This is a genomic window from Paracoccus sp. NIOT.M2S5SZ12 (genome assembly GCF_057748165.1).
Map to the genome: position 1 here is coordinate 46,783 of NZ_JBYLFR010000008.1, position 22,332 is coordinate 69,114.

21 protein-coding genes are annotated in these 22,332 nt (G+C 69.8%); 11 read left to right on the forward strand and 10 right to left on the reverse strand.

Features of this window, described 5'->3' with window-relative positions; genetic code table 11:
* The first annotated feature begins 37 nt into the window (after window positions 1–37).
* The 5 genes from AC2SGK_RS09050 (at window position 38) to AC2SGK_RS09070 (ending at window position 5,114) form a co-directional block, all read left to right on the forward strand.
* Window positions 38–1,435 (forward strand): helix-turn-helix domain-containing protein, encoded by a 1,398-nt coding sequence (locus AC2SGK_RS09050; protein ID WP_488323248.1) that lies wholly within the window; start codon window positions 38–40, stop codon window positions 1,433–1,435.
* 198 nt (window positions 1,436–1,633) lie between these two features.
* Entirely contained in the window at window positions 1,634–2,917 is a 1,284-nt protein-coding gene (locus AC2SGK_RS09055) for a DUF5930 domain-containing protein (RefSeq protein ID WP_488323249.1), read from the forward strand.
* Window positions 2,907–3,392 (forward strand): bactofilin family protein, encoded by a 486-nt coding sequence (locus tag AC2SGK_RS09060; protein WP_411838789.1) that lies wholly within the window; start codon window positions 2,907–2,909, stop codon window positions 3,390–3,392. The genes AC2SGK_RS09055 and AC2SGK_RS09060 overlap by 11 nt, the downstream gene beginning before the upstream one ends.
* A gap of 137 nt (window positions 3,393–3,529) precedes the next feature.
* On the forward strand, window positions 3,530–4,399 hold the full coding sequence (locus tag AC2SGK_RS09065; protein WP_488323250.1) for a fumarylacetoacetate hydrolase family protein: 870 nt from the start codon (window positions 3,530–3,532) through the stop codon (window positions 4,397–4,399).
* A complete protein-coding gene (locus AC2SGK_RS09070) occupies window positions 4,389–5,114 on the forward strand; it encodes an SDR family oxidoreductase (protein WP_488323251.1) in 726 nt (241 codons plus the stop codon). Before AC2SGK_RS09065 ends, AC2SGK_RS09070 begins: the two co-directional genes overlap by 11 nt.
* Here AC2SGK_RS09070 and coaD read toward each other — a convergent pair.
* The 3 genes from coaD to AC2SGK_RS09085 all read right to left on the reverse strand — a co-directional run bounded on the left by coaD (window position 5,096) and on the right by AC2SGK_RS09085 (window position 7,117).
* Window positions 5,096–5,602: a pantetheine-phosphate adenylyltransferase gene (gene coaD / locus AC2SGK_RS09075; protein WP_411839458.1), complete on the reverse strand. Its 507-nt coding sequence runs from the start codon at window positions 5,600–5,602 to the stop codon at window positions 5,096–5,098. The genes AC2SGK_RS09070 and coaD overlap by 19 nt on opposite strands.
* A gap of 90 nt (window positions 5,603–5,692) precedes the next feature.
* Window positions 5,693–6,154 (reverse strand): CBS domain-containing protein, encoded by a 462-nt coding sequence (locus AC2SGK_RS09080; RefSeq protein ID WP_488323252.1) that lies wholly within the window; start codon window positions 6,152–6,154, stop codon window positions 5,693–5,695.
* 54 nt (window positions 6,155–6,208) lie between these two features.
* The gene (locus AC2SGK_RS09085; protein WP_488323253.1) at window positions 6,209–7,117 is read right to left on the reverse strand and encodes a LysR family transcriptional regulator; all 909 of its coding nucleotides are present in this window, start codon (window positions 7,115–7,117) and stop codon (window positions 6,209–6,211) included.
* A gap of 100 nt (window positions 7,118–7,217) precedes the next feature.
* Here AC2SGK_RS09085 and AC2SGK_RS09090 point away from each other — a divergent pair, with 100 nt between their 5' ends.
* The 6 genes from AC2SGK_RS09090 (at window position 7,218) to AC2SGK_RS09115 (ending at window position 13,519) form a co-directional block, all read left to right on the forward strand.
* Window positions 7,218–8,717, forward strand: a complete 1,500-nt coding sequence (locus AC2SGK_RS09090) for a CoA-acylating methylmalonate-semialdehyde dehydrogenase (protein ID WP_488323254.1) — start codon at window positions 7,218–7,220, stop codon at window positions 8,715–8,717.
* 118 nt (window positions 8,718–8,835) lie between these two features.
* Window positions 8,836–9,978 carry a carboxylate-amine ligase gene (locus AC2SGK_RS09095; protein ID WP_488323255.1) on the forward strand — a complete coding sequence of 381 codons (1,143 nt, stop codon included), beginning with the start codon at window positions 8,836–8,838 and terminating at the stop codon, window positions 9,976–9,978.
* A 75-nt stretch (window positions 9,979–10,053) separates the two neighbouring features.
* Window positions 10,054–11,199 carry an acyl-CoA dehydrogenase family protein gene (locus tag AC2SGK_RS09100; protein WP_488323256.1) on the forward strand — a complete coding sequence of 382 codons (1,146 nt, stop codon included), beginning with the start codon at window positions 10,054–10,056 and terminating at the stop codon, window positions 11,197–11,199.
* Window positions 11,200–11,202: 3 nt separating this feature from the next.
* On the forward strand, window positions 11,203–12,207 hold the full coding sequence (locus tag AC2SGK_RS09105; RefSeq protein ID WP_488323257.1) for an enoyl-CoA hydratase/isomerase family protein: 1,005 nt from the start codon (window positions 11,203–11,205) through the stop codon (window positions 12,205–12,207).
* Entirely contained in the window at window positions 12,204–13,082 is an 879-nt protein-coding gene (mmsB, locus tag AC2SGK_RS09110) for a 3-hydroxyisobutyrate dehydrogenase (RefSeq protein ID WP_488323258.1), read from the forward strand. Before AC2SGK_RS09105 ends, mmsB begins: the two co-directional genes overlap by 4 nt.
* 110 nt (window positions 13,083–13,192) lie before the next feature.
* Window positions 13,193–13,519, forward strand: coding sequence for a hypothetical protein (locus tag AC2SGK_RS09115; RefSeq protein WP_488323259.1), 327 nt, complete (start codon window positions 13,193–13,195; stop codon window positions 13,517–13,519).
* Here AC2SGK_RS09115 and recN read toward each other — a convergent pair.
* The 7 genes from recN to AC2SGK_RS09150 form a co-directional block, all read right to left on the reverse strand.
* The gene (gene recN / locus AC2SGK_RS09120; protein WP_488323260.1) at window positions 13,516–15,162 is read right to left on the reverse strand and encodes a DNA repair protein RecN; all 1,647 of its coding nucleotides are present in this window, start codon (window positions 15,160–15,162) and stop codon (window positions 13,516–13,518) included. The two genes, AC2SGK_RS09115 and recN, sit on opposite strands and share 4 nt — an antisense overlap.
* A 28-nt stretch (window positions 15,163–15,190) precedes the next feature.
* Entirely contained in the window at window positions 15,191–16,039 is an 849-nt protein-coding gene (locus AC2SGK_RS09125) for an outer membrane protein assembly factor BamD (RefSeq protein ID WP_411838777.1), read from the reverse strand.
* A 134-nt stretch (window positions 16,040–16,173) separates the two neighbouring features.
* Window positions 16,174–17,109, reverse strand: coding sequence for a UDP-3-O-acyl-N-acetylglucosamine deacetylase (gene lpxC / locus AC2SGK_RS09130; RefSeq protein ID WP_488323261.1), 936 nt, complete (start codon window positions 17,107–17,109; stop codon window positions 16,174–16,176).
* 216 nt (window positions 17,110–17,325) lie between these two features.
* The gene (gene ftsZ / locus AC2SGK_RS09135) at window positions 17,326–18,921 is read right to left on the reverse strand and encodes a cell division protein FtsZ (RefSeq protein ID WP_488323262.1); all 1,596 of its coding nucleotides are present in this window, start codon (window positions 18,919–18,921) and stop codon (window positions 17,326–17,328) included.
* 222 nt (window positions 18,922–19,143) lie between these two features.
* Complete coding sequence (gene ftsA, locus AC2SGK_RS09140) at window positions 19,144–20,478, reverse strand: cell division protein FtsA (RefSeq protein WP_488323263.1); 1,335 nt, start codon at window positions 20,476–20,478, stop codon at window positions 19,144–19,146.
* A gap of 3 nt (window positions 20,479–20,481) precedes the next feature.
* On the reverse strand, window positions 20,482–21,432 hold the full coding sequence (locus AC2SGK_RS09145) for a cell division protein FtsQ/DivIB (protein WP_488323264.1): 951 nt from the start codon (window positions 21,430–21,432) through the stop codon (window positions 20,482–20,484).
* A complete protein-coding gene (locus AC2SGK_RS09150) occupies window positions 21,420–22,310 on the reverse strand; it encodes a D-alanine--D-alanine ligase (RefSeq protein ID WP_488323357.1) in 891 nt (296 codons plus the stop codon). Before AC2SGK_RS09150 ends, AC2SGK_RS09145 begins: the two co-directional genes overlap by 13 nt.
* Window positions 22,311–22,332 lie beyond the last annotated feature (22 nt).

Sequence of the window (22,332 nt, forward strand, 5' to 3'; positions counted from 1 at the left end):
ACCGCTATCCAGGGATTTGCAAACGGAGGCCCGGCCGATGGCGACGCAGAAGATCTATGCCGGCAGCGCGCTTCGCGAGACGCGCGCCCGCGCCGGCCTGACCCAACGGCGCTTCGCCGAGCGCTTGGATGTCTCGCTGCCCTACCTGTCGCAGATGGAGAACAACCACCGCCCGATCAGCGCGGGCGTGCTGCTGCGCCTGGCGCAGGAATTCGACGTGGACCTGACCACGCTGGCCGCGGGCGATGCCGAACGGCTGGTCATCGACATGCAGGAGGCGCTGGCCGATCCGCTCTTCGACACGGCCCCGCCCTTGGCGGACCTGCGCCTGGCCGCCACCAACGCGCCCGTGCTGGCGCGCGCCTTCCTGGACCTCTACCGCGCGCATCGCGACGGGCAGGAGCGCCTTGCCGCGCTGGACGAGGCCTTGGGCGCGGCCAGCCAGAACAGCCTGACCACGCCCTGGGAGGAGGTCCGCGACTTCTTCCATTACTGCGACAACTACATTGACGCGGTAGACCGGGCGGCGGAACGCTTTGCCTGCCCGGACGGGCAGCGCGGCGACCCCTGGGCGCTGGCGGTGGCGGCGCTGGCTGCGGGCGGCATCCAGGTTCGGCTGACCGAACTGCCCGCCAACGCCGTCTATCGCCGCGACGGCCGCACGCTCTTGGTCAATGCCGCGGCCGAGGCCCCGACCCGCCTGTTCCAGCTACTGCACTTGGTCGCGCTGGAGCGGCAGTCCGACCTGATCGAGGCCGTCGTGGACCTCGCGCGGTTCCGCAGCCCGACCGCGCGCGACATCGCCCGGCTCGGCATGGCGAACTATTTCGCGGGCGCGGCGCTGATGCCCTATAGCCCCTTCCTGGCTGCGGCCCAGGCCGAACGCCACGACCTGGAGCGCCTGTCGCATCTCTTCGGCGCCTCGCTCGAGCAGGTGGCGCATCGCCTGTCGACCCTGCAGCGGCCGGGTGCCAAGGGGGTGCCGTTCTTCTTCGTGCGCGTCGATCAGGCGGGCACGATCACCAAGCGCCATTCCGCGACGCGGCTGCAATTCGCGCGCTTCGGCGGGGCCTGCCCGCTGTGGAACGTGCATCAGGCCTTCGAGCAGCCCGGCCGCTTCCTGCGGCAGCTGGCCGAGACGCCGGACGGGATGCGCTATCTGCTTCTGGCGCGCGACGTGTCCAAACACGCCGGCGCCTTCAACGCCCCCGTCCGCCGCTTTGCCATCGGTCTCGGGGTCGAGGTCGCCCATGCCGCAGGTCTGGTCTATGCCGACGGGCTGGACCTGACCAAGCCGCGCGCCTATCAGCCCATCGGCATCTCCTGCCGAATCTGCCCGCGGCCCGACTGTCATCAGCGCTCGGTCCCGCCGATCGACCGTCCACTGCGCGTGCCGCAGGATCGCGACGGGCCCCTGCCCTATGAAATAGCATAATTTTTTCTAATCCGAATAAAAAGCCTCGGCGAAACCTTGCCGATCAAGGCAGGGTTTCGCCAATGATGGGAACCCGTCGCCCTTAGGTTGTTGCCAAGAAGGCACAGCTGCTGTTTACCCGGGGACGAACGGAACCAACGCGCCTGGCCCAACCAAACGCGGCGTGCCTTCAGGGGACAGAAACTGACAATGACGGTGATGGATCGACTGAATGCGTCGGTGGGAAAGTGGTTGCCCGAGCAACGGCTTTTCCTCCGCTCCGAGGATACGACGCGCTTTGTCCGGCTTCGGCCCGTCACGCAACTGGTCGGCATCAGCGGGATGACGCTGGTCTTCGGCTGGACCCTGGTGGCCAGTTCCTTCCTGGTGATCGACGCGGTCAGTTCGGGCAATTCGCGCGATCAGATCCAGCGCAGCCAGGCCGCGTTCGAGCAGCAGCTGGCCCAGCTGCAGGAAGAGCGCGACGCCCGCGCCGCCGAGGCCCTGGCCGCGCAGTCGCGCTTCACCGTGGCGCTGGAGCAGGTCTCGCAGATGCAGAGCCAGCTTCTGGCCTCCGAGGAGAGCCGCCGCGAGATGGAGACCGGCCTGGCCGCGGTGCAGTCCACCCTGCGCGACACGCTGACCGACCGCGACACCGCCACGGCGGACGCCTCCGAGACCGCGCCCGAGGCCGAGGCCGATCGCAGCAAGGAATTCGCCGTCGCCTTGGACATCCTGTCCGCGGAACTGCGCGATTCGGCCGATCAGCGCAGCATCGCCGTCGAGGAGGCCGAGGCCGCCCGCCTGGCCGCGCAGGAGCTGACCGCCGAGCGCGACCAGATCCTGGCCCGCAACGACGAAATCCTGACCCAGCTGGAGGATGCCGTGACCGTCTCGGTCGCGCCCCTGGACGAGGTCTTCCGCAATGTCGGCATGAACCCCGACGACGTGCTGCGCACCATCCGCAGCGGCTATTCCGGCCAGGGCGGCCCGCTGACGCCCATGTCCTATTCGACGCGCGGCAATGCGGCGCTGACCGATACCGAGGTCAAGGCGCGCCAGATCATCGTCACGCTGGACCAGATGAACACCTATCGCATCGCCATCGAGAAGCTGCCGCTGGCCATGCCCGTCACGCAGAACTTCCGCTACACCTCGGGCTTCGGCCGCCGGTGGGGCCGGATGCACGAGGGCATCGACATGGCCGGCCCGGTCGGCACGCCGATCCACGCGACCGGCGATGGCGTGGTGACCTTCGCGGGCCGCCAGGGCGCCTATGGGAACCTTATCAAGATCCGCCACGAGCTGGGCACCGAGACGCGTTACGCCCATCTCAGCCGGATCGGCGTGAAAGTCGGCGATCGGGTGTCGCAAGGCGAACTGATCGGTGCTATGGGGAACACTGGACGCTCGACCGGGCCGCACCTGCATTACGAAGTGCGCATGAACGGTCGGGCCGTGGACCCGATGAGCTTCATCAAGGCAGCAGACAATGTTCAGTAAGACCCGCGTGACCGAAACCCGCCCCACCCCGGATGCCGCACCGCAGGCGACCTCCGCGCCCATCGACCGCCCCGCGACCCCCGAGGCGGCAGCCCCCGCGGCACCCCGCGCGCGCGTGGCGCCGTCGGTCCTGTCGGCGGACCTGACCGTCGTCGGCAACATCAAGACCCAGGGCGACATCCAGATCGAGGGCACGGTCGAGGGCGACATCCGCGCCCATCAGCTGACCATCGGCGAGACCGCGACCATCAAGGGCGAGATCGTCGGCGACGACATCATCGTCAACGGCCGCGTCATCGGCCGCGTGCGCGGCCTGAAGGTCCGCCTGTCAGCCTCGGCCCGGGTCGAGGGCGACATCATCCACAAGACCATCGCCATCGAATCGGGCGCCCATTTCGAGGGCTCGGTCCAGCGTCAGGAAGACCCGCTGAACAACGGCGGCACCAAGAAGCTGGCGCCGCCCTCGGCGGAGTGATCCCCTGCCCCACCGTTTCGAAGGCCCGCAGCGATGCGGGCCATTTTTCATGTCCGGTGGAATAATTTTTCACGCGCCCGCTTGAAAGCCGCCGCCGCGGCGGGTCCAATGCGCCCGATCATGACGGAGGACATGCGATGAAGCTTCTGCGCCACGGGCCTGCCGGCTCCGAACGCCCCGGACTGCTGGACGACAGGGGGCAGGTCCGCGACCTGTCCGGTCATGTCGAAGACCTGAGCGGCGCCGCGCTTACCGCGCAGGGCCTGGCCCGCCTGGCGGCTCTGGACCCCGACAGCCTGCCCGTGGTGCCGGGCACGCCGCAGCGCGACCTGCGCCTCGGGCCCTGCGTCGCGGGGGTGGGAAAGTTCATCGGCATCGGGCTGAACTATGCCGATCATGCCGCCGAATCGGGGATGGACGTGCCGACCGAGCCGGTCCTGTTCACCAAGTGGTCCAGCAGCATCACCGGGCCGGACGACGACCTGCACCTGCCCCCCGGCTCGACCGCGACCGATTGGGAGGTGGAGTTGGGCATCGTCATCGGCGATCCGGGCCGCGACATCCCCGAGGAGCGCGCGCTGGAGCATGTCGCGGGCTATTGCGTGGTGAACGATATCAGCGAACGCGACTGGCAGATCCGGCGCGGCGGCACCTGGGACAAGGGCAAGGGCTATGACGGGTTCGGCCCCATCGGCCCCTGGCTGGTGACCCGCGACGAGATCCCCGACCCCCAGGCCCTGCGCCTGTGGCTGGAGGTGGACGGGCGCATGCGCCAGGACGGCAGCACCGCGACGATGGTCTTCGGCGTCGCGGCGCTGGTCGCCTATTGCTCGACCGTGGCGACGCTGCATCCGGGCGATGTCATCACCACCGGCACCCCGCCCGGCGTCGGCATGGGGCAGAAGCCGCCGACCTATCTGCGTTCGGGCCAGGTCATGCGGCTTGGCATCGACGGGCTGGGCCAGCAGACCCAGCATGTCCGCGACGGGGCCGAGCATGTCGGCTGACGGCCTGATCGTCGTCACCGGCGCAGGCAGCGGCATCGGCCAGGCGACCGCGCGGCTGTTCCTGCGGCAGGGCTGGGACGTGGCGCTGCTGGGCCGGCGCGCGGGGCCGCTTGAGGAGACGGCGGCGGGTCACGCCCGCGCGCTGATCCTGCCCTGCGACGTGACCGACGAAGGCGCGGTGCAGGCCGCGTTCGAGCGGGCGCAGCAGGGCGGCCGGCGGCTGGAGGCGCTGTTCAACAATGCCGGGCGCGCGGCCCCCCTGGCCACGCCCGACCGGCTGGACCCGGCGGTCTTTCGCGATGTGATCGCGACCAACGTGACGGGGATGTTCCTCTGCGCGCGGGCGGCCTTCGGCGCGATGCGCGCGCAGGACCCGCAGGGCGGGCGGATCATCAACAACGGCTCGGTCTCGGCGCATGTGCCGCGGCCGGGGTCGGTGGCCTATACGATGTCCAAGCATGCCGTGACCGGGCTGACGCGCAGCCTGTCGCTGGACGGGCGGCCCTTCGGGATCGCCTGCGGGCAGATCGACGTGGGCAACGCCGCGACGCGCCTGCTGGTGGAGGCCAGCGAAAAGGAGCCCGGCGCCGAACCGATGATCGATGTCGAGACCGTCGCCCAGGCCGTCTGGCAGATGGCCACCCTGCCCGAGGGCGCGAATGTCCAGTTCATGACGCTGATGGCGACGACGATGCCCTATATCGGGCGCGGCTGATCCAGGCGCACCCGCAGCGCCTCGGCCACCGAGGGGGTGACGAACTTCGACACGTCGCCCCCCAGGCGCGCGATCTCCTTGACCAGCTTGGAGGCGATCGCCTGGCGGCGGGCATCGGCCATCATGAAGACGGTCTCGATGCTGCTGTCCAGGGCGCGGTTCATGCCGACCATCTGGAACTCGTACTCGAAATCGGCGACGGCACGCAGCCCGCGCAGGATCAGCGTCGCGCCCACGTCGCGCGCGCAGTCGATCAGCAGGTTCTCGAACGGGTGGACGATGATCTCTCCGCCGGTGGTGGCCACGATGGCGTCGCATTCCGCGCGCACCATCGCCACCCGCTCCTCAAGAGAGAACAGCGGCCCCTTGTCGCGGTTGATCGCGACCCCGATCACCAGCCGGTCCACCAGCGCCATCGCGCGCTGGATGATGTCGACGTGACCCAGGGTGATCGGGTCGAACGTCCCGGGATAGAGGCCGATGCGCATCGCGATCACGTCCTTGTGTCAGGTCATTGCCGGACATGCAAATCCGATTTGCCCCCCGATTGCAAGATCGCGCCGCGATGCGACCCTGCGTCAGCTGCCCATGATCATCCCGGTCAGCGCCTCCTTTTCGGCAGCCAGCTCCTTGAGCCGCCCGCTGACTGCATCCCCGATGGAGATCACGCCCAGCATCTGCCCCTGATCGTCGACGACCGGCATGTGGCGGAAGCGCCCTTCGGTCATGCGCTCTAGGATGGTCAGCGCGTCCTCTCCGGTGGTGCAGGTCTGGAGCTGGGTGGTCATAAACCCGCTGACCGGCTGGCCCAGGACGTCGGGGCCGTGCTTGCCCAGCTGCCGGACGATGTCGCGCTCGGACAGGATGCCCTCGGGCCGCGTGCCGTCGGTCGAGACGACGACCGCGCCGATGCGCTTCTCGGCCAGAAGGGTCGCTGCTTGGGCCAGGGTCGTGTCGGGCCGGATCGTCACGATGGTGCCCGCATCGATCCACGGCTTGGCGTGATCCGATTTCATCGACAGCAGCTGCTTGACAAGCATGATGGCCCTCCCACGGTGCATTCCCCCTCATCCTTTTCACCAAAACGCGCCGCGTCAAGCCCGACGATCGGTGGCCGCCGCCAGCGTCTCCAGCCGCGCCAGTTCGGCCCGCAGCCCCGCCGCCAGCGCATCCGCCAGAAGTCCCAGCCTGCGCGAGGCGCGGTCGTCCGCATGCCGGATCAGCCAGAAGCTGCGCCTAAGCGCGATGCGCTCGGTCAGCACCCGCCGCACGCCCGGCGCGAAGGGGATCGCGAAGTCGTGCACGATCCCCAGGCCCGCCCCCGCGCGGACCGCCTGCATCTGCACCGCGACCGAATTGCTGCCGATCTGCGCCGCCTCCACCCCCGTGGCCGAGAGATAGTCCAGCTCGCGGTCGAAGATCATGTCGGGGATGTAGCCGATCATGCGGTGCCCGCGCAGGTCCTCCAGCCCGCGCAGCGGCGGGTGGCGGTCGAGATAGTCGGCATGTCCGGCCAGATGCAGGTGGTAGTCGGCCAGCCGCTGCACGGTCAGCCGCCCCGTGTCCGGGGCCGAGACGGCGATGGCCATGTCCGCCTCGCGCCGGGTCAGGTTGACGACCCGCGGCAGGGCCACGATCTGCACCTCGAGGCCGGGATGGGAGTCGCAGAGGTCGCGCGCCACCTGCGGCAGCAGATAGTTGGCGCAGCCGTCCGGCGCGCCGATGCGCAGCTGGCCGGTGATGCCCGCCTCGCGCGTGACGGCCTCGGCCGCGGCGGCGGCGGCCTGTTCGGCCCCCTCGGCCGGCGCCACCAGCCGCGCGCCCTCCGAGGTCAGCGCATAGCCCTGCGGCGTCTTGAGAAACAGCGCCGCCCCCACCGCCCCCTCCAGCCGCGCGACGCGCCGCCCCACGGTCGAGGCGTCCATGCCCAGCCTGCGCCCCGCGCCCGACAGGCTCTCGGCCCGCGCGACGGCCAGAAAGATGCGCAGATCGTCCCAGTCCATCCCGCCCCCTTTGCGAAAACGCAAAACGCTTTTGTCAGCATTCCTCTTTCATCCGCAAATGTGCAAGGCTAGCCTGCCGCCAACGGATCAGGAGGATGCGATGAAAGAGATCAACCACTGGATCGACGGCGCCGAGTACAAGGGCACGTCCGGACGCCATTCCGATGTCTTCAACCCCGCCACCGGCGAGGTCCAGGCCCGCCTGTCGCTGGCCACCAAGGCCGAGCTGGACCATGCCGTCGCCTGCGCCGCCGAGGCGCAGGTCGCATGGGGCGCCACCAACCCGCAGCGCCGCGCCCGCGTGATGATGGCCTTCGTCGGCCTGATCAACCGCGACATAGACAAGCTGGCCGAGGCCCTGTCCAGCGAGCATGGCAAGACCTTCCCCGACGCCAAGGGCGACATCCAGCGCGGCCTGGAGGTGATCGAGTTCTGCATCGGCGCGCCGCATCTGCTGAAGGGCGAGTTCACCGACAGCGCCGGCCCCGGCATCGACATGTATTCCATGCGCCAGCCCCTGGGCGTGGTCGCGGGCATCACGCCGTTCAACTTCCCGGCGATGATCCCGCTGTGGAAGATGGGCCCCGCCTTGGCCTGCGGCAACGCGATGATCCTGAAGCCGTCGGAGCGCGACCCCTCCGTGCCGCTGATGCTGGCCAAGCTGCTGAAGGAGGCCGGCCTGCCCGACGGCGTGCTGCAGGTGGTGAACGGCGACAAGGATGTCGTGGACGCGATCCTGGACAACCCGACCATCCAGGCCGTGGGCTTCGTCGGCTCCACCCCTATCGCGCAGTACATCTATGAGCGCGCCGCCCAGAACGGCAAGCGCGCCCAGTGCTTCGGCGGTGCCAAGAACCACATGATCATCATGCCCGACGCGGACCTGGACCAGGCCGCCGACGCGCTGGTCGGCGCGGGCTACGGGGCTGCGGGCGAGCGTTGCATGGCCATCTCGGTCGCGGTGCCGGTGGGCGAGAAGACCGCCGATGCGCTGATCGAGAAGCTGATCCCGCGCATCGAGAAGCTGAAGGTCGGTCCCTGGACCGCCGGCAACGACATCGACTACGGCCCGGTCGTGACCAAGGCCGCCAAGGAAAACATCCTGCGCCTGGTGCAGTCGGGCGTGGACCAGGGCGCCGAGCTGGTCGTCGACGGCCGCGACTTCAATCTGCAGGGCTATGAGGACGGCTTCTTCGTCGGGCCGCACCTCTTCGACCGCGTGACCCCGGACATGGACATCTACAAGACCGAGATCTTCGGTCCGGTCCTCTCCACCGTCCGCGCCGCCAGCTACGAGGAGGCGATCAAGCTGGCGCTGGACCACGAATACGGCAACGGCACCGCGATCTATACCCGCGACGGCGACACGGCGCGCGACTTCGCGAACCGCATCAACATCGGCATGGTCGGCGTCAACGTGCCGATCCCGGTGCCGCTGGCCTACCACACCTTCGGCGGCTGGAAGAAATCGGGCTTCGGCGACCTGAACCAGCACGGCCCGGACGCGTTCCGCTTCTACACGCGGACCAAGACCGTGACGGCGCGCTGGCCGTCGGGGATCAAGGAAGGCGGAGAGTTCAACTTCAAGGCCATGGACTGACGCCGGAACCGGTCCTCCCGATGTGGGGGGCGCTGCGCGGGGGGTCCGGGGGGCAGCCAGCCCCCCGGCACGTCGCGGGACGCACGCCCGGCGCGTCCACGGCAACCAGGACGGACCCATGACGACCGATCGCGACCTCACCCCCGATTTCACCTTGGGCATCGAGGAGGAATACCTCCTCGTCGATGCCGAAACCCTCCAGCTGGCCGCGGCGCCCGAGGCGCTGATGCAGGCGCTCAAGGCCGATCTCGGCGACCAGGTCAGCCCCGAATTCCTGCGCTGCCAGGTCGAGATCGGCACCCCGGTCAGCCCCGACATCCGCGCCGCGGGCGAACACCTGCGCCACCTGCGCGGCACCGTCGCCCGGCGCGCCGCCGAACACGGGCTGGCGCCCATCTCCGCCTCCTGCCACCCGCAGGCCGACTGGCGCGAACAGGACCATACCGACAAGGACCGCTACAACCAGCTGTCGCGCGACATGGGCGGCGTGGCGCGGCGCATGCTGATCTGCGGCATGCATGTCCATGTGGGCATCCCCGACCCCGCGCAGCGCATCGACCTGATGAACCAGCTGGCCTATTTCCTGCCGCATCTGCTGGCGCTCTCCGCCTCAAGCCCCTTCTGGCTGGGCGAGGATTCGGGCCTCGCCTCCTATCGCACCACGGTCTTCGGCGACATGCCCCGCACCGGCCTGCCGCCGCAGATGGGCAGCTGGGACGAATTCGAACGCTCGGTCCAGGCCCTGACCGAGCTGGGCATCATCGAGGACAGCAGCAAGATCTGGTGGGACCTGCGCCCCAGCAGCAAGTATCCCACGCTGGAGACCCGCATCTGCGACGCCTGCCCCCGGCTGGAGGATGCGCTGACCTTGGCCGCGCTGATCCAGACCACCCTGCGCATGCTGTGGCGCCTGTCGCGCGCCAATCAGCGCTGGCGGCAATACGAGCCCTTCCTTCTGGCCGAGAACCGTTGGCGCGCACTGCGCTATGGCACGACCGAGGGGCTGATCGATTTCGGCGCGGGCCGGATCATCCCCTTCGAGCAGATCGCCGACGACTGGCTGGGCCTGATCGCGCAGGATGCCGACGCGCTGGACTGTCAGCCCCATGTCGCCCGCCTGCGCGAGATGGTGGCGCATGGCACCGCGGCCGAGGCGCAGCGCGCCGTCCATGCCCGCGCCCGTCAGGCCGGGGCCGACCGCGACGACGCCTTGCGCGCCGTCACCCGCCATCTGGTGCAGGAGTTCACCCGCGACCTCTGACCGCTTGCAACACTGTCGCAACATCTGGCAATTAAACAGCTGTTCAATTCACACCGGTCCGGGGAGGGGCTGCCGATGGATTTCGCACTGACCGAGGAACAGCAGGCCATCTTCGACATGGCCCGCGATTTCGGGGCCGACCGCATCGCGCCCCATGCGCAGGACTGGGAACGTCAGGGCACCATCCCGCGCGACCTCTGGCCAGACGTGGCGGCCTTGGGCCTGGGCGGCATCTTCGTCTCCGAGGATCACGGCGGCACGGGGCTGTCGCGCCTAGACGGCACGCTGGTCTTCGAGGCGCTGTCGATGGCCTGCCCCTCGGTCGCGTCCTTCCTGTCGATCCACAACATGTGCGGCGGCATGATCGACAAGTTCGGCAGCGATCAGGCGCGCGACCGCTGGCTGCCCGACCTGTGTTCGATGACCCGCATCTTCAGCTATTGCCTGACCGAACCGGGTTCCGGCTCGGACGCAGCCGCGCTGCGCACCCGCGCGGACCGCGACGACCAGGGCTGGCGGCTGAACGGGACCAAGGCCTTCATCAGCGGCGGCGGCTACAGCGACGTCTATGTCGCCATGGTCCGCAGCGGCGGCGACGGCCCCAAGGGCATCAGCACCGTCATCGTCGAGAACGGCACGCCGGGTCTCTCCTTCGGGGGGCTGGAGGACAAGATGGGCTGGCGCTCGCAGCCCACGACCCAGGTCCAGTTCGACGATTGCGTCGTGCCGGCCGACAACCTGCTGGGCGAAGAGGGCCGCGGCTTCAGCTACGCAATGGCCGGGCTGGACGGGGGCCGCCTGAATATCGCCGCCGCCGCCTTGGGCGGCGCGCAAGCGGCGCTGGACCGCACGCTGGCCTATATGGGCGACCGCAAGGCCTTCGGAAAGTCGCTGGACCAGTTCCAGGCCCTGCAGTTCCGCCTGGCCGAGATGGAGACCGCCCTGCAATCGGCCCGCATCTTCCTGCGCCAGGCGGCGTGGAAGCTGGATCAGGGCGCGCCGGATGCCACCAAGTTCTGCGCCATGGCAAAACTGCACGTCACCGACCGCGCCTTCGAGGTCGCGAACCAGTGCCTGCAGCTGCATGGCGGATACGGCTATCTGGCCGATTACGGGATCGAGAAGATCGTCCGCGACCTGCGCGTCCACCAGATCCTGGAGGGCACGAACGAGATCATGCGCCTGATCGTCAGCCGCGCCCTGCTGGCCGAAAGGGGCTGAGGCATGGACCTGCACATCCGCATCGCGGGCCGCGCGGGCCGCATCACCTTCACCCGGCCACGGGCGCTGAACGCCCTGTCCCATGACATGGCGCTGGCGCTGCACCGGGCGCTGGACGACTGGCGCGACGATCCGGCCGTGGCGCTGGTCGTCATCGACGCCGAGGGCGATCGCGCCTTCTGCGCGGGCGGCGACATCGCGGCGGTCTATCACGCGGGGCGCGCGGGCGACCATCAGTTGGGCCGCGCCTTCTTTCGCGACGAATACCGCATGAACGCGGCCATCGCGGATTATCCGAAACCGATCGTGGCCTTCATGCAGGGTTTCGTCATGGGCGGCGGCGTGGGGGTGGGCGGCCATGCCAGCCACCGCGTGGTCGGCGACACGACCCGCATCGCCATGCCCGAAAGCGGCATCGGCCTGATCCCCGACGTGGGCGGCACGTGGCTTCTGTCCCGCGCGCCGGGGCGGATCGGGGAATATCTGACGCTGACGGGCGCGCGGATGGGTCCGGGCGACGCAATCCATGCGGGATTCGCCGATCTCTACATCCCCGAGGCCGAATGGCCCGACCTGATCGCCGCGCTGGAGCGCGAGGGCGACGTGGCCGTGCTGCGCGGCCATGAGGCGCCCGCAGCCCCCTTGGCGGACCGGGACCTGTCGGCCTTCGGTGCTACGGATGTGGCGGCCATCCGCGCCGCGTTGGAACCCGTGCGCGACGCCGACGCGCTGGAGGCGCTGTCGCGCAATTCGCCCCTGTCCATGGCCGCGGGCCTGGCCATGGTGCGGGCCGCGCGCGAGGACCAGCGCATGCAGCAGTCGCTGAGCCGCGAGTTCCGCTTCACCGCGCGCGCCACCGCGCATAGCGATTTTCTTGAGGGCGTGCGCGCGCAGATCATCGACAAGGATCGCGCCCCGGCATGGTCCGCAGCGGCGACCCCCGACGGGGTGGCGGCACTGCTGGCGCCGCTCGGCGCCGAGGAACTGTCTTGGGAGGACGGGCAATGAAGATCGCATTCATCGGACTGGGCAACATGGGCGCGCCCATGGCCGCGAACCTGGCCGCCGCCGGGCATGAGGTGACGGGCTTCGACACCGCCGCCCCCGCCCCCGCGGGCGTCACCGCGGCGTCCAGCGCGACCGAGGCTGTCACCGGCGCGGATGTGGTCATCACCATGCTGCCGAACGGCGCGATCCTGCGCAGCGTGGCGGAACAGATCGTTCCCGCTATGCGTGCGGGCGCGGTGCTGTGCGACTGCTCGACCGTGGACGTGGACAGCGCCCGCGCGGTGGCGCAGATGGCGCGCGACGCGGGCCTGGGCGCGCTGGACGCACCTGTCTCCGGCGGGACGGGCGGCGCGCAGGCAGGCACGCTGACCTTCATGGTGGGCGGCGGCGCGGAGGATTTCGCGACCGTCGCGCCGCTGTTCGAGATCATGGGCCAGAAGGCCGTCCATTGCGGCGACAGCGGCGCGGGACAGGCGGCCAAGATCTGCAACAATATGATCCTAGGCGTCACCATGATCGCCACCTGCGAGGCCTTCGCCCTGGCCGACAAGCTGGGTCTGGACCGGCAGAAGATGTTCGACGTGGTCTCGACCAGCTCGGGCTACAGCTGGTCGATGAACGCCTATTGCCCGGCGCCGGGCGTCGGACCGAAAAGTCCGGCGGACAACGACTATCGTCCGGGCTTCGCGGCCGAGCTGATGCTCAAGGACCTGACGCTGGCCCGGATGGCTGCCGAATCGGTGGGCGCCGCCACGCCGATGGGCGCGCTGGCCCGGCAGGAATACGAGGCCTTTGTCGAGCACGAGGACGGGCGCGGGCGCGACTTCTCGGCGATGCTGCCCCGGCTGGCGGCACGCGGCGGCGCCGCGGGCTGAATCCGCGGGCAGACGTGTCATGGCGGCCACGCATGGCCGTCATGAGCACCGCGGCGGGGAACCCTGCGGTTCACCTCCGGGTTGATCCGTCAGAGAGAGACGAGGATATCATGACGCCGCTGCACCCCCTTGCTGCTGCGGCAGCCGGGACGGTGCTTGGACTGGCCGCCCTGACTGCCCCGAACACGACGCCCACGCGCGGGCTGGAGGCACCGGTCTGTTCGGTCGCCTGCACCGGCGGCACCGGCGACGCATCGGTCATCGGTGTGCAGAGCGACACGGATGTTCATATCGTGACCGCGCCCGGACGCTACGGATTGGCGCAGCCGCCCGAAGGTGACGCCTATGCCGTCATCGCAGGTCAGCTGGTCCGGATCGACCGCGAGGATGGCCGCGTCGTCTCGGTGCTGCGCCCGATGCCGCGGGTCTTGGACTAGCCTGCCAGCAACGCGCGCGCGGCGTCCGTCGCCGCATCGGTGACGCGATCGCCCGACAGCATCCGCGCGATCTCGGCCACACGCTCGGGCGCGCTCAGGGGCACCACGACCGAGGTCGTCATCCCGTCCGTCACCGATTTCGACACCCGGAAATGCTCGGTCCCCAAGGCCGCGACCTGCGGCGAATGGGTGATGACCAGGACCTGAGCGCCCTCGGCCAGGTTCTGCAACCGGCGGCCGACCGCATCGGCGGTGGCGCCGCCGACGCCGCGGTCGATCTCGTCGAAGATCATCACCAGCGCGTCGTTGCCGCGCGCCAGACAGACCTTCAGCGCCAGCAGGAACCGCGACAGCTCGCCCCCCGAGGAGATCTTGTCCAGCGGTCCCGACGGCGCGCCGGGGTTGGTGGCGACGGTGAAGGACACCGCGTCGCGCCCGTCCGGACCCGGATCGGCGGGACCGACCAGGGTGCGGAACACCGCCCGCTCCATCTTCAGCGGGACCAGTTCGGCGGTCACCGCGCGGTCCAGCCGTTCGGCAGCCGCCCGGCGCGCATCGCTCAGGGCGGCGGCGGCGTCGTCATAGGCGGCCTCCGCCGCGCGCGCGGCCTGGCGCAGCTGGCCCATGCGGGCCTCTCCGGCGTCCAGACGCTCCAGCCGGTCGCGCAGCCGGTCGGCCAGCCCCGCCAGATCGTCGGGCAGCACGTCATGCTTGCGCGCCAGGGCGCGCAGCGCGAACAGCCGCTCCTCGGTGCTTTCCAGCGCATGCGGGTCGAAATCCAGCGCGGCGAGGGTATCCTCGACCCCCTTTGTGGCCTCGCCCAGCTCGATCAGCGCGCGGGACAGGGCGGCCAGAGGCTCGTCCAGGCGGCCCTCGGCGCGGTCGGCGGCACCCTCCAGCCAGCGCGCCGCATCGACCATCGCCCCTTCGGCCCCGTCTCCCGACAGCATCTGCAAGGCGCGGGCCACGTCGTCGCGGATGCGCTCGGCCCCCTGCATGGCGCGGCGGGCGGTGTCCAGGCGCTGCTCCTCGCCCGGCTCGGGGGTCAGCTTGTCCAGCTCGGCCACGGAATGGCGCAGGAACTCCTCCTCCTGCCGCGCGGCGGCCAGGGCGGCCTCGGCCTCGGCCAGATCGCGCTCGGCCGCGCGGCGCGCCGACCAGGCGGCCCGCACCGCCGACAGGTCCAGCGCGCCGAAGGCGTCCAGCAGCAGCCGGTGCCCGCGCGGGTTCAGCAACCCGCGGTCGTCATGCTGGCCATGCAGCTCGACCAGGACCTCGGACAGCTGGCGCAGCACCTCGCCCGAGACGCGGCGGTCATTGACCCAGCCCGTCTTGCGCCCGTCCAGCCCGTTCACGCGGCGCAAAATCAGCTCGTCATCGTCGATGGTGATCCCGGCCTCGGCCAGGATGGCGCGGGCCGGGTGGTCGCGCGGCAGGTCGAACACCGCCTGCACCTCGCCCTGGGCCGCGCCCTGGCGCACCAGATCGGCCCGCGACCGCCAGCCCAGCACGAAGCCTAGGCAATCCAGCAGGATCGACTTGCCCGCGCCCGTCTCTCCGGTCAGCACGTTCAGCCCCGGCCCGAAGGCCAGGTCCAGCCGCTCGATCAGCAGCATGTCGCGGATGTCCAGCGATCTCAGCATGGGCCACGGCCCGCGCGGAGCGCCTGCATTACAGCCAGCGCCCCTGGATGGTCTGGCGGTAGACGTTGGTCAGCCAGCTGTCGCCGCGCACCTCGGCCGACAGGCCGCGCCCGCGCAGCTGGCGGAAGGCGTCGTCGTAGAAGGGCGAGGACTGGAAGTTGTGGCCCAGGATCGCGCCGGCGGTCTGCGCCTCGTCCAGAAGGCCCAGGGCCAGATAGGCCTCGACCAGGCGCAGCAGCGCTTCGGGGGTCTGGCTGGTGGTCTGAAACTCCTCGACCACGACGCGGAAGCGGTTCACGGATGCCGCGTAATGTCCCTGCTTGAGGTAATAGCGGCCGATCTCCATCTCCTTGGCGGCCAGATGGTCGAAGGCCAGGTCGAACTTCAGGATGGCGCTGCGGGCATATTCGCTGTCGGGATACTGCTCGATCACCGTGCGCAGCCCCTGCAGCGCCTGGAAGGTCAGGCCCTGGTCGCGCCCCACGTCGTCGATCTGGTCGTAATAGGACAGGGCCAGCAGATACTGCGCGTACGCCGCATCCTCGTCGCCCGGATAGTTGTCCAGAAAACGCTGCGCGGCGCCGCGCGCCTCCTCGTAGTTGCCGGCGCGGTGGTTCCCGTAGGCCTGCATGATCAGCGCCCGGCGCGCCCATTCGGAATAGGGATAGAGCCGCTCGATCTCGCTGAAATAGAACACCGCGTCGGCGGGACGACGGCTGTTCTCCAGCTCGTATTCGCCGCGCTTGTAGATCTCCTCGGCGGTGAAGCGGTCCAGGTTCTGGCGCGCGGCCGCGTCCCGGTTGCCGCCACAGCCGGACAGGACCAGACCCGCCAGCACCGCAGCCATCACCGAAGCCGTGAGTTTCGAGCGCGCCATCTTCATCCTGCCCTACGATTTCTTGCCGCGGCGCAGCCCATCGGGCCGCGACGCCGGCATGCTCTAGCACAGAACATCAGGGGGCGCAAAATGGCAATCCGTTGATTTCGGCCCCGAACCGCCAAGGCGCAGGGTCACTCGGCGGCGAAGGTCGCGGCCATGGCCGGGCGCCCGTAATCCGCGACGCCCGCACCCGGCAGACGACCCTCCAGCTCGGGGCTGCACAGCTCCCAGGCCCAGGCCGTGGGATCGGCGAACAGCGCGCGCAGCAGGCGGTTCGTCATCGCGTGACCCGCCCGGTGCCCGGTATAGCGCGCCAGCAGCGGAGCCCCGGCCAGCGCCAAGTCCCCGGTCGCGTCCAGCATCTTGTGGCGCACGGCCTCGTCGGCGTGACGCAGGCCGCCCGGCGACAGGACGCGCCCGTCATCGACCACGACCGCGTTCAGATAGGTGCCGCCCAAGGCCAGGCCGTTGCGGCGCATCGCCTCGACATCGGCCGCGCGGCAGAAGGTGCGGCTGTCGGCCAGCTCGCGCAGGAAAGCGCCGTTGGCCATGTCCAGCCGCTTCTCCTGATGGCCGATGGCGGCATCGGTGAAGTCGATCTCGAAGTCGATCTCCAGATGATCGGCGGGCGACAGGCGGGCGAAGGCCTCGCCCTCGCGGACCTCGACGGTGCGCAGCGCGCGGATGGCGCGCAGGGCGGCGGCCTGACGGCGTATGCCCGCGTCCAGAATCGCCTCCACGAAAGGCGCCGAGGAGCCGTCCAGGATCGGCACTTCGGGACCGTCGACGGTGATCAGCGCGTTGTGGATGCCGGTGCCGGCCAGCGCGGCCATCACATGCTCGACCGTCGACAGGGTCACGCCGCGGCCGTTGTCCAGCAGCGTGCACAGCCTGGACGGGGTGACGTGATCCCACAGCGCGGGAATGTCCACGGCGGGCGACAGGTCGGTGCGGCGGAAGACGATGCCGTGGCCGGGACGCGCGGGATGGATCTGCAGCAGGACGGGCGCGCCGGAGTGAAGCCCCACGCCCTGGAATGTCACGGTCTGGTTCACTGTCGCCTGCATGACCTGCCTGCCTTCGGATAAGCCTTGGGGACCGTTGCCCCCGTCGTTGTCATTCCAGCTAGGTGCCCCGCCCCGACCAATCAATTAACGATTTGTAACGGCGTGAAACATTCCTCGGCCCGCCCGCTGTGAGGCCGCGCCGGACCACAGAAAAAACGAAAAAGGGCCGCGTTTCCGCAGCCCCTCGAGTTGAAGCCCTGAAGGCTTCGTGATCCGTCAGTTGGCCTGACGACGCAGGAAGGCCGGGATCTCGACATTGTCCTTGCCGCTGGTGTCGGGGCTGGCCAGATCGTCGAAATCGGCATCCTGTTGACGCGCCCGCACGGCCACGCGCTCGCTCACGCGCTCGGCGATCGAGGCGGCGGCGGGTTTCTGTCCGCCCTGCTCGGTGCGGTGACCGGCCATGCGCTCCAGAAGACCGCCCAGACCGCTCATGCGGCTGGTGGCGGGCTGCTGCTGGGGCTGCGGCGCGGCCTGGGTGGCGGCGCGGCCGTGATTGTCCACGGCGCGGCGCAGGCGGTCCATCACCTCGGGCGTGGGCTGGCCCGGACGCGGCGACTGCGGCGCGCGGGGCGCCACGAAGGCGGAGGCGTCATCCTCGATCCGCACGGCGGTCTGGCGGGCGGCGTCGCGCGGCTGATAGGCCGGCTGCGGCATGTCGTCCTCGGCGCGCGGGGCCTCGGCACGCGGGGTCTCGGCGCGGGGCGCCTCGGTCGCGGCGGCGGGCGGGGCCACGCGGCGCGCCGGGATGGCCGGCTCATCGGACTGGGCCGCGATGGGCGGGTTCTGAGTCAGCGGCGCGGCCATGCCGCGGCGGGGGGCGGGAACCTCGGCCGCGGCGGCGGCGGCAGCGTCGATGCCGGTCGCCACGACCGACACGCGGATCGCGCCGTCCATGTCCGGGTCCAGGGTCGAGCCGACGATGATATTCGCGTCGCTGTCCACCTTGTCGCGGATGACGTTGGCGGCCTCGTCCAGCTCGAACAGCGTCATGTCATAGCCGCCGGTGATGTTGATCAGCACGCCCCGCGCGCCGTTCAGGCTGATCTCGTCCAAGAGCGGGTTGGCGATGGCGCGCTCGGCCGCCTCCTGGGCGCGGTTCTCGCCCGAGGCCTCGCCGGTGCCCATCATGGCCTTGCCCATCTCGTCCATCACCGCGCGCACGTCGGCAAAGTCCAGGTTGATCAGGCCAGGACGCACCATCAGGTCGGTCACGCCCTTGACGCCCTGATACAGCACGTCGTCGGCCATGGCGAAGGCCTCGGTGAAGGTGGTCTTCTCGTTGGCCAGCCGGAACAGGTTCTGGTTGGGGATGATGATCAGCGTGTCCACGACCTTCTGCAGGGCCTCGACGCCCTCCTCGGCCTGGCGCATCCGCTTGGTGCCCTCGAACTGGAAGGGCTTGGTCACGACGCCGACGGTCAGGATGCCCATCTCGCGTGCGGCCTGCGCGATGATCGGGGCCGCGCCGGTGCCCGTGCCGCCGCCCATGCCGGCGGTGATGAAGCACATATGAGCGCCCATCAGGTGGTCGACGATGTCCTCGATGGTCTCCTCGGCGGCCTTGGCGCCGATGGTGGGCTTGGCGCCCGCGCCCAGACCTTCGGTGACCTTCGGACCCATCTGGATGCGGGCGGTGGCGCGGCTCTGCTGCAGGGCCTGCGCGTCGGTGTTGGCCACCACGAACTCGACCCCGTCGAGTTGCTTCTGAATCATGTTGTTGACGGCATTGCCGCCCGCGCCCCCGACACCGAAAACGGTGATGCGCGGCTTCAGCTCTTCTTCGTCATTCATCATCAGATTGAGGTTCATGGTGTCCGCCTGTACTCGCTGCATGCCATTGGGGGGCGGTTATGCCGCTCGAATCCCGGTCTTTGTTAGGCACCGTAACAATTCGGCATCGGTCCGTCACTCGAAAAAGCCGAAACCTCCGCAAAATCTGGCGCGTTCACCCTTGAAATAGGCGGCATCTTGCCATGTGCGCCGAATGTGGTGGAAGGGCCTCCACCACACCACATCCGCCGTGCCACGCCCCTACCAGCGCGTGCGGAACCAGCGATAGGCGCGGCGCAGGCTGCGCGCCGGATAGCGGTCGGCGGGCATCTCGAAATCCCACCATTCGTCCTGCGGATGGGCCGCGAACAGCGCCAGCCCGACCGCGCTGGAAAAGCTGGGATCGGTCAGCTGATGGGCCAGCCCGTCGATGCGCATGGGCCGCCCGCAGCGAATGTTCGGCCCCAGGATGCGCGCGGCCAGCCCGTCCAGGCCGGGGATCTGGCTGCCGCCGCCGGTCAACACGATCTGCTGGCTGGGCATGCAGTCGAAACCGGCCGCGTCCAGCACCTCGCGGACATGCTCCAGGATCTCCTCGACGCGCGGACGCATGACGCCGATCACGTCGGCGCGGCTGACCTGGCGGCGGTCCGCCTCCCAGTCCCCGGTGCCGCCGCCCACGTCGATCATGTCGCGGTCGTCGGCGCCGGTCGCCTCGACCCCGCCGTTCAGCGTCTTCAGCCGCTCGGCGATGGGCAGGCCCACGCGCAGACCCTGGGCGATGTCCTGGGTGATCAGGTTGCCGCCGATGGGCACATGGTCGGAATAGATCATGTGCTTCTTGATGAAGATCGACACGCCGGTGCCGCCGCCGCCGAAGTCGATGCAGGCCGCGCCCAGCTCCTGCTCGTCCTCGACCAGGGCCGCGCGGGCCGAGGCATAGGGGGCCGATGCGATGCCCGCCAACTCCAGGTCGCAGCGGCGGATGCACTGCACCAGATTGCCGATCGAATCGCCGTCGACGGTCAGGACGTGCATGTCGCAGAACAGCTTGTTGCCCAGATGGTCGCGCGGATCGGCCAGGTTGCTGCGGTTGTCCACGGCAAAGTTCACCGGCTGCGCATGCAGCACCTCGCGGCCGCGGCCGAAATCGGGCGCGTCGCAGGAGGCCAGCACCGAGGCCACGTCCTGTTCGGCGACCTTGCCCGAGGCCAGCACGATCTCTCCGGCCAGCCCGTAGGAGGCGGGCCGCCCCCCCGACAGGCAGGCGATGACGTGATCGACGCGCACCCCGGCCAGCTTCTGGGCGGCGGCGACGACGGTGCGGATGGCGCGCTCGGTCTCGGCCATGGTCTCGATCTCGCCGCGGCGCATGCCGCGCGAGCGGGTCGAGGCCGCGCCGATCACGCGGAAGTTCACCTGCCCCGCCATCGGCCCCACGCCGTCCGTCTCGCGGAAGGTGCCGGTGCCGTCGAAGCGCAGCACCAGGCAGGCGATCTTGGACGTGCCGATGTCCAGGATGCCGATGACGCCGCGCTGAAGGGCGGCCCGGCGGATGTTCCGCATCGCGCGCTGCGTGTGATACAGGTCGGTCACCGGCTATCCCTCCGTCTTCTTGTCATCGGGCAGAACATTGCCGTCCGGACCCAGCAGCGGCTGGCCCCGGGCGGTGCGGATCGTGTTGCGCGCGTCGATGCCGAGCCGCAGGACCGGGCGTTCGGGGTCGCGCAGATCGACGGTGGCGATGTCGCGGCCCAGCATGTCCTCGCTGCGATGCAGCGCGATGGCGGCCTCCAGCGCGATCACCGCCCCCTCCTCGGGCAGCAGGATGCGCTGGCCGTGGTCCAGGACCAGATCCCACCGCCGCTCGCCGCGCCGGACCAGGCCGCGCACCCGCGGCAGGATCGGCCCGGCGGCATCCATCAGGGCCAGCGCCTCGGCGGTGTCCAGATCGGCGCCCTCGCCGGTGATCAGCGGCAGGTCGGGACGCACGTCGCGCGAGGTGACGGTGGCGACGCGGTGGCCGCCCGCGTCCAGCATGTCGATGCCGCGCGCGTGGCGCCACAGGACGGCGGGCGTGCGCTCCTTGACCACGGCGGACAGGATGCCGCCGGGCTTGATGCGCAGGTCGATGGTCTCGATCGCGTCCAGCTGCAGCACCTGCAGGCGCAACGCCGCCAGGTCGATGTCGAAGCTGGAGGCGGGCAGGTCCACCGGCAGCATGGCGCGCAGCGCGCGGTCCACCACGGGGCTGGCGCCCTCGATGGTCATCTGGCGGACCTGGAATTCCTCGCGGCTCTGGATCTGGGTGACGACCTGGGCCACGCCGTCGTTCAGCCGCGCGCGGCGGTCCTCGTCCGACAGCCATAGCCCCGCGACCATCGCCAGGACAAAGGCCGGAAGGCCGATGCGGAACACTCGGCGGTACAGCGGCGTCAGCCACATCCGGTCCAGACGGTACTTCAGCCGCGACGGCGCAGGGTCGCGGCGCTGCCGCAGGGGCGGTGGGGTGATCTGCTTTCCGGGGCGGTGATCGATTACGACCGGCACAGCGCATCCTCCACCATCCAACGCATCAGCGCGGGAAAGTCGATGCCGGCATGGGCCGCCTGTTCGGGGGCCAGGCTGGTGGGCGTCATGCCGGGCTGGGTGTTCAGCTCCAGGATGATCAGCCCGTCGACGCCGCGGCTGTCATCCCACCGAAAGTCGGTGCGCGTCAGCCCGCGGCAGCCCAGGGCGCGATGCGCGCACAGCGCCATCTCCAGGCAGGCGGCCCGGATCTCCTCCGGGATCTGGGCGGGCACCACATGGCGCGACCCGCCGACCGTGTATTTCGCGGCATAATCGTACCACCCTTCGGTGACGATCTCGGTCACCTCCAGCGCGCGGTCGCCCATCACGGTGGTGGTAAGCTCGCGGCCGGGGGCATAGGTCTCGACCATGACGCGGGCGGGCATGTCGGGGGACAGGGCCGGCGGCGCGTTGGCGCCATCATGGACGATGTAGACGCCGACCGAGGAGCCTTCGTCATTCGGCTTGACCACATAGGGGGGCGGGATGACGTGGCGCTGACGGACCTCGTCGGCATCCGCGATCACGCTCTCCACGACCGGCAGGCCGGCCGCGCGGAAGGCCTGCTTGGCACGGGTCTTGTCCATGGCCAGGGCCGAGGCCAGCACCCCGGAATGGGTATAGGGCAGGTCCAGCCAGTCCAGCAGGCCCTGCACGCAGCCATCCTCGCCCCACCGGCCATGCAGCGCGTTGAAGACGACATCGGGCGCGGCCTCGCGCAGATCCTGCACGATCCGGTCCCCGCGCGCAGCGCCCGGATCGATCTCGGTCACCTGATATCCCGCCACCCGCAGCGCATCCGCGCATTCGCGCCCCGACGACAGCGAGACCTCCCGTTCCGCCGAGGGGCCGCCCATCAGGACCGCGACCGAGTGGGCT

What these genes read in the sequence shown, in the direction of transcription:
- AC2SGK_RS09050 (WP_488323248.1), top strand. Translation starts at nt 38, where the DNA reads ATGGCGACGCAGAAGATCTATGCCGGCAGCGCGCTTCGCGAGACGCGC.
- AC2SGK_RS09105 (WP_488323257.1), top strand. Translation starts at nt 11,203, where the DNA reads ATGGACCTGCACATCCGCATCGCGGGCCGCGCGGGCCGCATCACCTTC.
- AC2SGK_RS09065 (WP_488323250.1), top strand. Translation starts at nt 3,530, where the DNA reads ATGAAGCTTCTGCGCCACGGGCCTGCCGGCTCCGAACGCCCCGGACTG.
- AC2SGK_RS09125 (WP_411838777.1), bottom strand. Translation starts at nt 16,039, where the DNA reads ATGGCGCGCTCGAAACTCACGGCTTCGGTGATGGCTGCGGTGCTGGCG.
- AC2SGK_RS09100 (WP_488323256.1), top strand. Translation starts at nt 10,054, where the DNA reads ATGGATTTCGCACTGACCGAGGAACAGCAGGCCATCTTCGACATGGCC.
- AC2SGK_RS09055 (WP_488323249.1), top strand. Translation starts at nt 1,634, where the DNA reads ATGGATCGACTGAATGCGTCGGTGGGAAAGTGGTTGCCCGAGCAACGG.
- AC2SGK_RS09080 (WP_488323252.1), bottom strand. Translation starts at nt 6,154, where the DNA reads ATGCTTGTCAAGCAGCTGCTGTCGATGAAATCGGATCACGCCAAGCCG.
- AC2SGK_RS09115 (WP_488323259.1), top strand. Translation starts at nt 13,193, where the DNA reads ATGACGCCGCTGCACCCCCTTGCTGCTGCGGCAGCCGGGACGGTGCTT.
- coaD (WP_411839458.1), bottom strand. Translation starts at nt 5,602, where the DNA reads ATGCGCATCGGCCTCTATCCCGGGACGTTCGACCCGATCACCCTGGGT.
- AC2SGK_RS09090 (WP_488323254.1), top strand. Translation starts at nt 7,218, where the DNA reads ATGAAAGAGATCAACCACTGGATCGACGGCGCCGAGTACAAGGGCACG.
- ftsZ (WP_488323262.1), bottom strand. Translation starts at nt 18,921, where the DNA reads ATGAACCTCAATCTGATGATGAATGACGAAGAAGAGCTGAAGCCGCGC.
- mmsB (WP_488323258.1), top strand. Translation starts at nt 12,204, where the DNA reads ATGAAGATCGCATTCATCGGACTGGGCAACATGGGCGCGCCCATGGCC.
- AC2SGK_RS09095 (WP_488323255.1), top strand. Translation starts at nt 8,836, where the DNA reads ATGACGACCGATCGCGACCTCACCCCCGATTTCACCTTGGGCATCGAG.
- AC2SGK_RS09085 (WP_488323253.1), bottom strand. Translation starts at nt 7,117, where the DNA reads ATGGACTGGGACGATCTGCGCATCTTTCTGGCCGTCGCGCGGGCCGAG.
- recN (WP_488323260.1), bottom strand. Translation starts at nt 15,162, where the DNA reads ATGCTGAGATCGCTGGACATCCGCGACATGCTGCTGATCGAGCGGCTG.
- AC2SGK_RS09070 (WP_488323251.1), top strand. Translation starts at nt 4,389, where the DNA reads ATGTCGGCTGACGGCCTGATCGTCGTCACCGGCGCAGGCAGCGGCATC.
- AC2SGK_RS09060 (WP_411838789.1), top strand. Translation starts at nt 2,907, where the DNA reads ATGTTCAGTAAGACCCGCGTGACCGAAACCCGCCCCACCCCGGATGCC.
- AC2SGK_RS09150 (WP_488323357.1), bottom strand. Translation starts at nt 22,310, where the DNA reads ATGGGCGGCCCCTCGGCGGAACGGGAGGTCTCGCTGTCGTCGGGGCGC.
- lpxC (WP_488323261.1), bottom strand. Translation starts at nt 17,109, where the DNA reads ATGCAGGCGACAGTGAACCAGACCGTGACATTCCAGGGCGTGGGGCTT.